12 protein-coding genes are annotated in these 13,786 nt (G+C 44.2%); 11 read left to right on the top strand and 1 reads right to left on the bottom strand.

Going from position 1 to position 13,786, the window contains the following annotated elements; genetic code table 11:
- The first annotated feature begins 104 nt into the window (after positions 1–104).
- Positions 105–308: a hypothetical protein gene (locus OCU60_RS09835; RefSeq protein ID WP_074374548.1), complete on the top strand. Its 204-nt coding sequence runs from the start codon at positions 105–107 to the stop codon at positions 306–308.
- 114 nt (positions 309–422) lie between these two features.
- On the opposite strand, the gene OCU60_RS09830 is transcribed toward OCU60_RS09835, so the two are convergent.
- On the bottom strand, positions 423–593 hold the full coding sequence (locus OCU60_RS09830; protein ID WP_159439489.1) for a hypothetical protein: 171 nt from the start codon (positions 591–593) through the stop codon (positions 423–425).
- A 480-nt stretch (positions 594–1,073) separates the two neighbouring features.
- Between OCU60_RS09830 and OCU60_RS09825 the strand changes: the two genes are divergently transcribed.
- The 10 genes from OCU60_RS09825 to OCU60_RS09780 all read left to right on the top strand — a co-directional run bounded on the left by OCU60_RS09825 (position 1,074) and on the right by OCU60_RS09780 (position 13,766).
- Positions 1,074–3,050, top strand: a complete 1,977-nt coding sequence (locus OCU60_RS09825) for a type VI secretion system Vgr family protein (protein ID WP_083602741.1) — start codon at positions 1,074–1,076, stop codon at positions 3,048–3,050.
- Positions 3,040–4,428 (top strand): hypothetical protein, encoded by a 1,389-nt coding sequence (locus OCU60_RS09820; RefSeq protein WP_074374546.1) that lies wholly within the window; start codon positions 3,040–3,042, stop codon positions 4,426–4,428. The genes OCU60_RS09825 and OCU60_RS09820 overlap by 11 nt, the downstream gene beginning before the upstream one ends.
- Positions 4,421–4,822: a hypothetical protein gene (locus OCU60_RS09815; protein WP_083602740.1), complete on the top strand. Its 402-nt coding sequence runs from the start codon at positions 4,421–4,423 to the stop codon at positions 4,820–4,822. Before OCU60_RS09820 ends, OCU60_RS09815 begins: the two co-directional genes overlap by 8 nt.
- A gap of 781 nt (positions 4,823–5,603) precedes the next feature.
- On the top strand, positions 5,604–9,206 hold the full coding sequence (locus OCU60_RS09810) for a YobI family P-loop NTPase (protein WP_074374599.1): 3,603 nt from the start codon (positions 5,604–5,606) through the stop codon (positions 9,204–9,206).
- 397 nt (positions 9,207–9,603) lie between these two features.
- Positions 9,604–9,885 carry a hypothetical protein gene (locus OCU60_RS09805; RefSeq protein ID WP_074374545.1) on the top strand — a complete coding sequence of 94 codons (282 nt, stop codon included), beginning with the start codon at positions 9,604–9,606 and terminating at the stop codon, positions 9,883–9,885.
- The gene (locus tag OCU60_RS09800; RefSeq protein ID WP_074374544.1) at positions 9,885–10,427 is read left to right on the top strand and encodes a lysozyme; all 543 of its coding nucleotides are present in this window, start codon (positions 9,885–9,887) and stop codon (positions 10,425–10,427) included. The genes OCU60_RS09805 and OCU60_RS09800 overlap by 1 nt, the downstream gene beginning before the upstream one ends.
- Positions 10,411–10,752: a hypothetical protein gene (locus OCU60_RS09795; protein ID WP_074374543.1), complete on the top strand. Its 342-nt coding sequence runs from the start codon at positions 10,411–10,413 to the stop codon at positions 10,750–10,752. Before OCU60_RS09800 ends, OCU60_RS09795 begins: the two co-directional genes overlap by 17 nt.
- Positions 10,753–10,762: 10 nt before the next feature.
- Entirely contained in the window at positions 10,763–10,951 is a 189-nt protein-coding gene (lysC, locus tag OCU60_RS09790) for an Rz1-like lysis system protein LysC (RefSeq protein WP_083602739.1), read from the top strand.
- A gap of 30 nt (positions 10,952–10,981) precedes the next feature.
- Positions 10,982–11,851, top strand: coding sequence for a hypothetical protein (locus OCU60_RS09785; RefSeq protein WP_074374541.1), 870 nt, complete (start codon positions 10,982–10,984; stop codon positions 11,849–11,851).
- Positions 11,852–11,921: 70 nt separating this feature from the next.
- The gene (locus OCU60_RS09780; protein WP_074374540.1) at positions 11,922–13,766 is read left to right on the top strand and encodes a polysaccharide deacetylase family protein; all 1,845 of its coding nucleotides are present in this window, start codon (positions 11,922–11,924) and stop codon (positions 13,764–13,766) included.
- The last annotated feature ends 20 nt before the right edge of the window (positions 13,767–13,786 follow it).

Below are 13,786 nucleotides of genomic sequence, written 5' to 3'. Positions count from 1 at the left end.
CTTTGTTAATAGAGAACGCAATATAAATCATTCCTACAAAAGAAAGGTTAAACAGCTTGATAGCTGTAAACAAATTTCTAATGCAAATGTTGGCGAGGTTAAACATGAAACAAAGCAATCTATCCAGTTCTCTGGCTGAAGCAGATCAGTCCGTGAAAGATTTTATGGCTTCTCTTTATGAGACATTTAGCTCTCAGATTAAACAGGAAAATGAACCCTCAGTACGGTTAGAATTCTTCGGGGGAGTGCTGGAAGTCCGGCTTCTTTCTTTCGACGGTGTATACAATCACAAAAGTCGAAAATCATAAACGTTGCAATTCAGTCTTCGTTTGGCGAGTCGGCTGACTATATGACTTTGAGAGTTCATATAAAAAACAGAGCCGTTAATGCATGACACGACTCTAGATTGATTTGCAGAACCATCATTCTTGATGCATCAATCTTGCTACCTCATTAGTTAAGAGGTTGTTAAGATACAGCAGGACATCACATAACTCTTTCCTATCAGTGTCTTTATATATATCTTGTAACTGAATCAGGTATTCGCGTGCTTTCTGTGTGAGTTCGAATTCTCGGGAGAGTTTTTCAGACATTTAATTGTCTCCTATGTCAAAGCTACAATCACCACGCAAAGGTTCCAATCGATGGGTGGTGAGCTGGCGGAGTTGGAACTACCGTGACATAGGAAACGGCCTGACCGAAGTCAGCCCCATCCAGCCCACCATAATATTCAGGTGTGCAAAATCTCACAAAAACAATGAGAGGATGTTTTTATGCCTATATCAAACGGGGTTCCAATCCCGGCACTGGATTTTGCCAGTGCGCGGGTAGGTTAGTTCTGATTGGATGTGGTGTCAATAATCTGTCTGATAAGCTTCTGTTTGACCGATAGAAACTTAAATTAGAATTTGATGTTAAATCTTCCTTCTTATTGATGATGTTATTCAATGAGTTTTGTATAATCTCTGCTTTAGAGCTGTTCTGGCTCCCAAACGAAAACGATAATAAAGAATAATTAGTCAAAGCTGAAATTAATCAGCCACTAACAATCAAGGCATAGGTATTATCGCAACATGAGAAATTTAATGTTTCGTCTCACCATCGACGGCGTCAATGATGAGACATTGGTGGTCCGTGACTATCAGGGCATCGAATCGATTTCAGACTCGGTGGATGATCAGGGTCAACCAGTTTATGGCTATCGGTATCGCATCGATATTGCCAGTCGCAACAGCGACCTGAGTTTCGAGCAGATGGTCGATAGCAGTGCATTACTGGAAGTGCTGCGTGATCAGGAAGTGGTGCAAAAAGTTCACGGCATTATCCGCAACTTCAGCCGGGGCGATACCGGGCATCACCATACATTCTATTCACTGACGTTGGTGCCTTCTCTGGAAAGACTGTCGCTGCGCCATAACAGCCGGATCTTCCAGCAACTGGATGTGCCGGAAATTCTCTCGGTGCTGTTTCAGGAAATGGATATCAATGATTATGCGTTTTCGGTGCGGCGTGAGTGTGCCAAACGCGAATACTGCGTCCAGTACCGCGAGACCGATTTAGAATTTTTCCACCGTCTGGCGGCTGAAGAAGGGCTGATGTATCACTTTGAGCATCAGCAAGACAAGCATGTGTTAGTCATCACCGATAATTCTGAGGGGTTCGGCCGCCTTGCCATGCCGGTGCCGTATAACGCGCTGTCCGGTGGGGTGTTTGAAACCCCGTATGTCTCGACCCTGACCGAGCATAAACAAATGGACGTCAGTGACGTCCGACTGGGCGATTACAGTTTTAAAAAGCCATCCTACAATCTGGCCCAGTCCGCCACTGGCGCTGATATGAGTTATCAGCGCGGTGACTATGAGCACTTTGACCAGCCGGGACGATTTAAAGACGACACCAGCGGTCAGGCGTTTACGCAAATCCGCCTTGAAGCCTTGCGCCGACATGCGCATACCTTCAGCGGTAAAAGTAATGAGGCGCAACTTCAGGCCGGTCAGCGTTTTGATCTGATGGAGCACTTGGACAGTGAAATGAATCGCAATTATCTGCTGATTCAGGTGACGCATCAGGGCAGTCAGCCGCAAGCGCTGGAAGAATCCGGTGGCAGCGGTGCCACCACGTACGCCAACCAGTTTGCTGCGGTGAGCGGTGATCAGGTGTGGCGGATGACCCCACGCAACAAACCGATCCTGAAATTTCCAACCATGGGGAAAGTAGTCGGCCCTGATGGTGAAGAAATCTATTGTGATGAGCATGGCCGGGTGAAAGTGCAGTTTCCATGGGATCGCTATGGCAGCTCAAATGAGCAAAGTTCTTGCTGGTTACGTGTCACACAAGGTTGGGCCGGAGCGCAATATGGCATGATGGCCGTACCGCGGATTGGTCACGAAGTGGTGGTGCATTTCCTCAATGGCGACCCCGATCAGCCAATCATTACCGGTCGGACTTACAACGCCAATAATGTGACGCCGTATCCGTTACCGGAGCACAAAACCAAGACCGTGATCCGCACCGAAACTCACCAAGGCGAAGGTTATAACGAACTGAGTTTTGAAGACCAGTCAGGCAGTGAAAAAATCTATCTCCATGCGCAGAAAGATACCGACACGCTGGTCGAGAATGACGCGACCACGCATATCAAGCATAACCAAAGTACCACCATCGACAATGACCGTTACAGCCATATCAAGGTCAATGATCACCACACCGTCAGCGGTGAAGCGCGCACCAAAATCGCCAAAAGCCAGACACTGATGATTGAAGGCGAATTACATGTGAAAGCCGGTAAAGTGTGGGTCAATGAAGCCGGTACAGAAATCCACATCAAAGCCGGTGAGCATGTCATCATCGAAGCCGGGAATGAAATCACCCTCAAAGCAGGTGGTAGTTTCGTTAAAGTTGATCCATCCGGTGTCTCCCTCAGCGGTGCCGGGGTGAATCTGAACTCTGGTGGTAGTGCCGGAAGTGGCAGTGGGTTTGAAGGGCAATTGCCAAAGGTTCCAATAAGTGAAGGACAACGATTGAATATGGGGGTTCGCCGTGAATCATAAGCACAGTTCCGAATTGCTGGTTAACCAGAAATACCGTCTGAGTGAAGATATCAACCTTCCTGACGGGACCGTTGTTGATATGACGATTCAACTACAAGATGAAGCTCAAAAAGATCTTGCTATCGTAAAAGAAGCACTGACAATATCAGATAAGAGTGTGGACTTCCCTATAAAGATTGATGATCTTGCAAAGCAAAGTGGCGCTGATGTTAGTCGGATCACCCGATTGATAGCAACTCATGATGTGGATCATGCGCGGGTATTTGAGGCTCAGAATAAAATTGTTCTGCCTGTAATTGCTGACATTGATGATACCTATATCACCTTTGCTGATGAAAGAATGACGATAGAAGGATTTGCCGATCAAGTTTATCTTTCCCATGACCCGGTTATCATTGACCATATCATGACAGCTAATCCACACCTCAAACGTAGCTTTAGCCAGATTGTTGAGGGGATGCCGATGGTTGTTTCTCCTTACTCATATACGCATCCCGATGAATCCTATGCGATTCAGCAAGCCGATGAACTGATGAATGAATTCCTACAATTGTCTGAAGAACAACAACAATGGTTTGCGCAGCATCATGAAACGGCCACCAATGCATTGTTGGTCTCGGCGGCATCACAGTTAGATGTATATGAAGGGAGCGAGGGAAGTAATGAGCTCTCAGTATTAAACCTGAGTAATATTCTTGCTGGAACAGGTTCTGTTATTGCTGGAGCTCAGGTTCAGGGAGATCGAATTAGTAAAACAATGAAATCATTTGCTGAATATTCACGAAGTATTTCAGAGCAAACGAAAGGATTATCCGGTCAGGCTCTATACTCTCATCCTGCTTATAAGGAGTGGCGTAGGGAAACGCGTCGTTTCCAACAAGAAATGAAAGGTATTCTGTCTGAGATCGGAAAACCCGGTTACATTAAAAGCGTACAAGCTAAACGAATTAACAGCTATCTGAATGTTGGTAAAAAACAACTTTATCGAGCCAAGGATTTTTCTAAAGCTGTAGCCGGAGTTGAAATGACCGCTTTGTATAAACAAGCGATATCATTTAGCAAAATGCTCAGTGGGGCAAGCTGGGCAGTAGCGTTAACTGGTACTGCCGGTAATGTACACGATATTTATAAAACTTGTAATGTCAGCGGTATTATCAGTGAAGCCTGTGGTCGCTCGACTGTGAAGAATTTTACATCTGGTGCTATTAATGTTGGTATGGGATATGGTATCGGGGTTGGTCTTGGTGTTGCTCTTGCTCCAGTCTCTGGAGGGGTATCTATACTCTTAATCGGAGCAGGGACGCTGTTATGGGGTATGTATGGAGGAGACATTTCTAATCGTGCTGGAAATCTAATTGAGGAATTTCTCTTTGATTAAAATTATTGAGTTTACATTCGCACTTGTGTTTCTCATTTCGAGTGTGTTGTTTTTTGTAACAAATGCATATTTGTCCTTAAAACTAAGAAAAAATAAGTACATATTAATCAATAGGATAGCTAGTTCTGCGCCTGAAAATTTTAGGAAAAGGGTGTTACTTATAATGAATGCTAATATGTCTTGGGTTTTTGCTAGTTCAATTTTATATCTGTGGTTTGGGTATTTAATGCTTAGATATATATGGAGAATACCTCACCAAGATTTATATGGTTGGCATAAAGATATCAAAGAAGTATATGGTCAATATTTCTTTATATATTTACTATCAACATTTGTTGCAAACGTTTTCTTTACATTGATTCCTGTTATTTTTATTGTTGTTTACATTCGTTAATGTGATATTTCATGCCACAGCTTCGGTGACAGAGGGAATATCTATTGCACTTGTCGCTGGAGGTTCATTCCTATGGGGACTTTATGGTTCTGAGATTGCTAACCAAGCTGGTAGTTATGTAGAGGAGTATTTTTTTGATTGATATGGCGATAAAGATAGGAATGATATTGTTTTTACCAACATTTTTTCCGTGGATTATTATTAACATTTATCTATCAATTAAACTAAAAAATCAAAATATTCAATGATTTATAAGATATCAGAGAGTGCGCCGAAAAAATTTAGACGTCGAGCTAAATTGTTAATGGAGGCGAATGCATCGTGGATTTTTGCTAGCTCCTTTACTCATATTTGGTTTGCTTACTTAATGCTTAGATATGCTTGGAAAATACCAAAGAATGAATTGAAAGAGTGGAAAATTAACATTAAAACCATATACGGAAAATATTCTAATGTGTATGTTGTTGCTGCAAAACTTGCAAATTTTACCTTAATGGGATTCTTTGTTTTATTATGTACTTTACCATTTAGATAGGACTCAGATGGATGGATATGTTCCTAGCTAATTTTTGCCCCTTTTTAATTTAGAGTTTCTGATAATCCCATTTCTAACCATCAGTATTTGACCCAATTTCCCTAATGATTCAGTATGGTACTGATTGTATTATGATGTTGATTGGATTAAATCCTTTGATTTAGCAGCGATTCATAATATTGAGAGCTAAGTACATGTACCGTCATTATGTTACCCTACTCGTTTAAATCTAATAACTATACATATATGAATAAAATAATTACCTCATTTGTAAGTTGGCTCATCAAGGGGCTTGATAAGACAGTGTCTTGGTTGGAACAAAAAAACGCCAACGATATGCAATCGAAGTTCGTAGATCTAGCTCCGACAGATGACGCGGATAAAGCAGGCATCTACTCAGAAGCGTTACGATTTGCAACGAACAATTCTAAAATCTCAAATATAGCCCTGACGGGCCCTTATGGCTCAGGAAAGAGCAGCATTATTCAATCCTTTTTGAAGACGTATCGACGGCCAGTTCTTCATATTTCTCTCGCGACTTTCATTACCGAAGCTGAAACGAAGGCAGAAACTGTGGATCGTCAGGAGATCGAGAGGAGTATTTTACAGCAGATGCTTTACGGTGCTGATGCAAACAAACTCCCGTTATCTCGCTTTAAGAGAATTCAGTCGCCTGGTGTTGGGTCGATCTTTAAGTCACTGTACATTTTGTTGGGGATGTTCGCGCTTTGGTATGTGTTTCAGCAGCGGGAAGGAGTCATCAGTGGTACTTATTTCAAACCTATTGCGTTCGAAAACTCAGTCAATTTAGGTTTCTTTGTGTTTGCTACAGCATTCCTCTGGTGGATACTACATCACTTCTATGTCGCGAGCTTTGGTTTGTCACTCAAGGGTATTTCGCTAAAAAATGTCGAAATTAAGTCCGCATGTGATGATGAATCCTCAATACTGAATCGTCATTTAGACGAGATAATCTACTTTTTCCAGGAAACTAGTTACGATCTTGTAATCATCGAGGATCTAGACCGATTCGACAATACTGATATTTTCGTTACGTTGCGTGAAATTAACGGTCTTGTTAACGCAAATTCAGGCGTAAAACGTCATATTCGATTCCTATATGCACTACGCGATGACATATTTGCGAACACAGAGCGAACCAAGTTTTTCGAGTTTATCATTCCAGTTATTCCGATCATCAACTCATCGAACTCAATTGACATGGTCTTGAAGGTAGGAGCGAGACTTGCGCTTAACGAAGGCCTTGATCGTCAGTTTCTTAGAGAGGTATCACGTTATTTAAACGATCTACGGTTGATTCAAAACATCTTTAATGAATACAGCATTTATGTTGATAATTTGAAAACAGATGGAGAATATTTGCTCGACGCCAATAAACTCCTTGCCGTTTTGATCTACAAAAATGTTTATCCACGGGATTTCGAAAAATTACACCGAGGCGAAGGGACCCTCGCCGCAATATTGAACTTCCAAGATGAGTTAATAAGTCACGGAGAAAAAAAATTTAGAGCTGAAATTACTTCACTCGAAAAGCAACTTGATATCGCTGAATGTCAAACTCCTGCTGACTTAAAAGAGTTGCGTCAAATATATGCGATGGCTCTAATTGAGATGCTTCCATCACGCACCATTAGTGTGGGTATTGAGCAAAATAATCAAGTGGCTACTGCCCAGTTGACAGGCTTTGGAAAGTTTGAAGAGCTGATCGAGGCTCGATACATCTATTCTCGAAACACTAATGGTCATAATAGTCGCTTGGATGTTTCTGCACTCCAAGCTAATGTAGACCAGCACAAAACTTATCTTCAACGCAAAGAGGAGATAGAACATAAGGCAGAGGAAAATAAAACCAAAACTCTACGAGCAATACGAGATCTTAGACCAAAGGTTGCAGGGCTTAGAACTGCGAAATTTCATGAACAATTACGATTGAATGGCGACCATCTACAGGAGTTTTTCGAGGAGTTTGGTCAGAATGGAGAGCTCGCTCGGTTTCTGCTGTTAGAAGGTTATCTGGACGATACCTATTACCAATATACCTCACTTTTTCATTCTGGTCGATTGTCTCCCAATGACAATAAATTTCTCATTAAAATACGTGCATTTATTACGCCAGAGCCAGATTTTCCTATTGATAATCCAAACGAAGTTATTGCGGCGATGAGAGATGAGGACTTTGGACAAAGTTACGTTTTAAACATCTCGCTTGTTGACACTCTGTTGAGTGCTCAACACCGTTACCAAAGTCAATTAGAGAGGCTTTGGGGGTACATTATGGAAGAGTTTTCCAACTGCGAAGACTTCTTTATGGCTTATTACAGCAGCGGGAGTGATGTCCCAAAACTTCTCCAACAGTTGGCTAATGTCTGGAGTGATTTTGTACTGACTGTACTTTCTAGTCCAAACAACCTTGGACACGTTGTTCAGCTGGTTGGGGGATTAACTGAACGTTTGCTTAAATCTATTTCAAGAGATTTTGAAGAATTCCCCGTTTTTGTATCAGATAATCTCTCCGATATTCTGATTAGTTCGCTTGAGCTCGATCCAGAGCGGCTCGTTTGCCTCAATTTTGACGTTAAAGACTTCGAAGCAATCAAAGGCCACTTTGACATTGTGAACTCAATGTTTGAAGAGGGGCTTTTTGACCTTACGTTAGCGAACATAGAGTTCGCTTATCAATCGATATTGGGAGAGGAAGATATCACCCCATTGCATACAAGGAACTTCACGGCAATACGTGCGACGAACAGTACTGTCTTGATAGATCGAATTGAGAGTAATTTTGGCGATTACTTACGCAATATTCTTTTGGCTATCCAAACTAATACTGAAGAAGAAACATCCGCTATTTTGGAAGTAGTTCGCCGTGAAGAGATTGACCTCAATACGATCCAAGAGTTTCTTGAGCAACAGACGCAACAATTACCGACGTTAGAAGATGTGCCCGATAGATTACATTCTATGCTCTTCAGTTTAACTATGATTGTGCCAAACTGGGAAAATTGCCTTTTCTTTATGGCAAGTGAAGGTTTTGAAGCACAAAGCTTGGTTGAGTATCTCGATCGAGACGTTGTTAGATCGGCTATCCTGAAACAAGCGGTCCCCAGTGATAGTGATTCGAAGTCTATACGTTCTTTTCTTCTTAACGCGAATTCTCTTTCTGATGTTAGCTACAAAGAGTATGTGCGAGCTTTACCCAAGTCATTTACACATTTTCCAGAAGGGATTGAACCAACAAAGCTTATAATATTAATTCAGGAAGCGAAAATCGAATTTTGTACTGATACTCTAAACGCGCTCAACGAAAGAGAGTTGCAAGTATTGTTTGCGGCAAATAATATCGATACATTTCTGGCTGGGCCAGAAGACTTTTCATTAGAAGATGATTTCTTGGAAGAGCTGCTTGAGTCGGATATTTCTCAGAAAAACAAGATAAAAGTCGTCGAACTGATGGATTTACATTCGTTAGTTGATCTTCCAGAGCGTTCTGCACTTGTTGGTTCAATCATCGTCAATTCAGATACAAATCTACCAAACATTGACGGAGATATAACTAGTGCTCTGATAAAGAACTCCTCTCCGATAGCAACGCAAATTTCACTCTTCAATAAATATCACTCTCATTTGAGTAACAATGAAGTACGTGATGTATTGGCGAGTCTACCGAAGCCATATTCCGAAATAACCCGTGGTTACCATACACCAAGACTAAAAGAGACACCTGAGAATCAGGCACTGGTCTCCTGGCTTGATTCTAGGGAAATAATTTCCTCTTGGAAAATTAGCGATATATTTAAAGAAATAAAGGTGAACCTCTACAGATCTTGAGAAGATAATGCTTGATTGTTTTTGGGAGTATCACCTTACTAGCTAGCACTCTTAACTTTGTATTTTTGGTATTGCACACATTACTAATCATAAATACAAAAATTTGGCCTGCTACGTGTAGGGTGGCCTTATGATTGCAATCCTTTTTATTAGCCACTCCGTCATTTTCGCTAAGAAGCTTTTGTCCAGAATCGTGATAGTCGGACTACTGATATCAAAAAATCACTATCAAATGTGTGGTTTTAGAGATGTTCGATCCAAATGATTATAGTTATTTGATGGGTAATATTCTCATGATGTAACACAGATTTGATTCCCCCAAAAAAGTAGTTCAAGATTTTCCCATCGTGTAAAGCCTCGTCTGAAAAGACGGGGCTTTTTTATTGGAGAAATCAAAATGAATCTATTTTCAATCCGCTCCGATGCTGGTGGGACAATCATTTCAGAAAAAGCCACGATGTCGATTGCAGTTGGCAGTGGGACTGGGGTTGGTGTCAGCGTTGCAAAGGGTGCGGAAAACTATCAGTCGATGCTCAATTCGAGCCTGCATGACATTCTGGCTGGGAACTTTGTCTGGTACGGCTCAGATATCGCTTTTGTTGTCGGAACGATCCTCTCTGTGGTCGGCATTGGCGTTACCCTTGCCCGGATAATTATTTTCCGCACTGGGGGGGGCTGATGAGATATAACCGACTGCTCGGGCCGGTTCTGTTCGGTGCCATTGCGGTGACAGGGGCATTTGAAGGGGTGAGAAACCTGTCCTATCAGGATGCTGGTGGTGTCTGGACTATCTGCCATGGAGAAACTGCCGGAGTGACACAAAATCAGTCATATACCGATGAACAATGTGCCATGATGCTCGCCAGCTCTCTGAGTTACCATAATGAACCCCTAGAATCGCTGAATTACCAACTCCCCCCAAACGTTCACATTGCCGCACTTGATTTCAGCTATAACTTGGGGACAAACGCACTTCGCCGATCAACTCTGTATAAAAAGTTGCAGGCTCACAATATCGACGGTGCCTGTCGAGAGTTTAACCGATGGGTGTATGTTGCAGGAAAGGATTGTCGGAAGGACGGCAGCAACTGCTCTGGCATTGTTACTCGCAGAGAAATAGAAACTCAGCTTTGTACCGGCCAGCTTCCTGTCAAAGCAGCACTGGTGCAACTTGGTCATCTCAAATCGGATTCAGAAATCATCCATGCTATTCGTCATTAAATACATCAAGTATGGCATCTATGCGCTGGTGGCAGCGCTTGTCATCGGTGTGTTCGTCAAAATCACAACCGTTGCAGCAGAGAACGATAGCCTGCGCGCCAAGCTCACGCTGTCAGGCGTTCAGCTTTCGATGCAGACCAATGTGATTGCACAGCTATCTCAGCAGCGGGAAGAGATGAACGTGCTGTTACTCAACCGGCAAACCCGAATGAGCCAGAATGAAGAGAAATTACGTCATGAAATCAAAAACCTTCAGCAGAAAATGCGCGGCAATACTTGTGTCATCCCTGCTGATGTCACTAAGCGGTTGCGTCAGTCCTACTAAGCCGGTTCCGGTGATTCAGACACAATCGATCTTACCGCCGGAAGGGCTGATTGTTCCCTGTTATAAACCCACTATTAACGGCACATGGCCAGCCGTTGTGACTGAAGATATTCCCCGTCTTAAAAGTGCGCTGGCTGAATGTGCCGCTCAGGCTGATGAGTATCTGAAATGGAGGATACCAGAAAGTCCTCAGCAGTGACCTAACTTACAAGCGACAGACATAACCGATATGGCGAAACACGATTGGAACGCATTGCAGCGTCAGTTTGAACATGATCACGCAAAGTATGGAACTGGCGCAAAAGAGTGGTGTGAAGCTAAAGGACTGAATTACGCAAGTGCGCGCCGTTACATTAAAGTGCGCAAAGCTGCGCAGTCTGCGCAGAAAAAAAGTGCGCACAACGATAATGCGCAAAGTGCGCTATCTCAGCCGAAAGCAGGGCAAAATCAGCGTCGAGAGAAATCCGAATTACCAAAAACTTATGAAAACACCCAACTTTCACCGCCTGAAATCGGGAATCACAACTTGGATGGTGAGCGGGATGAAAAAGGCAGGTTCAAAGCCGGTCATTCGCAGTCGGTTGGTAATTCCGGAAATCTTCATCCTGAATACTCATTTGAGCCGGGCAATCAGTTGAGAAGGAAGAGCGGGATGTATGCCCGGTATCTGCCGCCGTCAGCTCTGGAAATGTTTGAAGTCTCTGAGACGGCGACGCTTGAGGATGAGCTGGCACTGACTCGGGTCCGGCTGCAAATGGGATTGGAGTACCTGAAACAGATTATGGCTGATTTGCAAAGTGCGCCTTCAGCGGAGGTGCGAGCGTCTTTATATGAAAGTTATGCAAAGGCGCAAACCAATCTGGATGTGCTCACATCCCGCATTGAATCTATCACCAATACAATATCGAAGTTAGGGCTTGATGTGGTTGGTCGAAAGAAAATCGTTGCCGACACCGGTCGCATTGAAAATGCATCTCGGAAGCTGTCTCTGGAAGCGGACGCTATTCAGAGCGCCGGGAAGGCGGATGAGACGCCGATGAGTGAAATGCTCAGTGATATTCGCAGCATGAGCCGAAGCGGATTGATGAGTGATGAATAAATACCGAAAAACAGATGAATTGAGAGAACCCGCTTCGGCGGGTTTTTTGTTGTGAGAAGGAGAAAGAGTTATGTATAACATCAGAAAATTGACCGGAAATATGACCGCAATCGAGGTTGCCAATGTCCTGAAAGGGGTTCATGAAAGTGGCTTGAGTGCTGAGCAAATCACAGCAGCGCTTTTTGGTCGTGAGGATCGCTCCCTTGTTTCCATCCGTGGGGATTCAGAATACGGGAAGACCGTCAGGGCAGTCATGCCCGATGGGATGGATGCCGAGCAGTTCCGGTGGTATCTCGATGGTATCCGGGATGAAAACACGACCGAGGATACCTATATCATTGGTCAGAATGCATTGGGTAAAACACTTACGGTTGAGGCCGTGAACGTCCGTCTACTTGGCGGGGCTTTGATTGGAAACAGTCTGTCCGTTCCGGTTGCAGTTGATACTTTCGACAGCCTTGAGCTTTGGTCTGTTCCGAGTAAATCCACATTGACACTGGCTCAGTCCGGTGATGACGGCGTGAGTGCCACGGATAAGCCTGCCGGGATACGGCTGAAAGGGGACGGAACCAGTTATCCGGGAGTCCGCACTCAGAAAATACTCTCTCAAGTTATCGATGGTGATGAACTGGGGGTTGTCGTCGTGGGTATCGAGAAGAAAATTCCGGTCATGAATATCAATCTGGTGGCTCAGTTCGGGATTGATGATGATTATGTCGGGTTCTATCTCGATACGGAGGCCGCGCCATGGGGGGTGGATTACCTGTCTTATGGCAAAGATACGGTCATCAACAAAACCATCTGGGAAGCCTACCACGCCAGTGAGAATGCTGAACTGGCAGCCCTGACAGGGATTGATAATGTTCAGGTGCGGATTTTCAATACCCACGCACCGTATGCGGCTGATGTGGTTCTCAATGGCTGGTATCACACCGCAAAAGGAAAAGGCACCGTGGTGATGGGCTTTGATGACGGGGAAGATACTATTCGCACCATTGCCGCGCCGTATATGGCTCAGTATGGCTTTAAGGGGACGGCATATATTCCGACGGAGGTCATTGGTATTTCAGACTCACTGAACTGGGAGCAAGTTCGGGCGCTGAAAGATAGCTATGACTGGGATATTGCGCTCGATGGTCTGCCTGATGATTCCGATATGACCGCACAGCCAAGCGTGGCGGATGCGGTTGCTTACTGCATGAAAGGACAGGCTGACTTGAAAGCTCGGGGATTGCTAAGTGATGCGGCAAATTTCATCTGTTATCCGTTCGGAAATCATTACAACGCTGATATGGCAAGAGCCCAGATTGCAACGATGACTGCCGACGGTTCAACCACCGTGACTTTTGATTCTGCCTATGTTGTCAAAGACGGCTGGCAAATCTTTGGGGGCAATGTGGCGGATAACACAGTGATTGTCTCCGGTGGTGATACAGACGGTGCCGGGGTGACAACGGTCGAGCTGAGTCAGCCGGTTCCGGAAGGCGAATTACCGGCACTGGCTGTTGATATCACCGATGCATTTTATTTCGATAAGTTGCCACAAGCACTACGCGAAGCGGGGATTAAATCAGGACGGATTACCGGCGGCGGTTTCATGTATACCCGGTTTGGTTTCGGTGGCCGTGAAATGACGATACCGGGACAGGGCTGGTCTGGTGCGACGCTCAATGAGGCAATCGGGTGGATTGATACCTGTGTGCTACGCGGAACATCCATGGAAAGTTACATGCACCACATTATGCCTGACCCGGAAGGCTGGACTCCGGATACACCCAATGAAGGCATCAACGTCTATGAGTCGTTTTTCACAGGATTCATTGACCGGTTAGCCTACCACAGCGAGCAGGGCAATCTGGACGTGCTGCGAAAAACAGAGTGGTATCATCGGGATATCAACGCGACAGCGCCTTAGACCGAATGATGCAAGCTATT

It is taken from the genome of Vibrio spartinae (assembly GCF_024347135.1).
Taxonomy (GTDB): domain Bacteria; phylum Pseudomonadota; class Gammaproteobacteria; order Enterobacterales; family Vibrionaceae; genus Vibrio; species Vibrio spartinae.
Note: the sequence above shows the minus strand (reverse complement) of the source record. Positions and strands in the feature narration are given on the sequence as shown.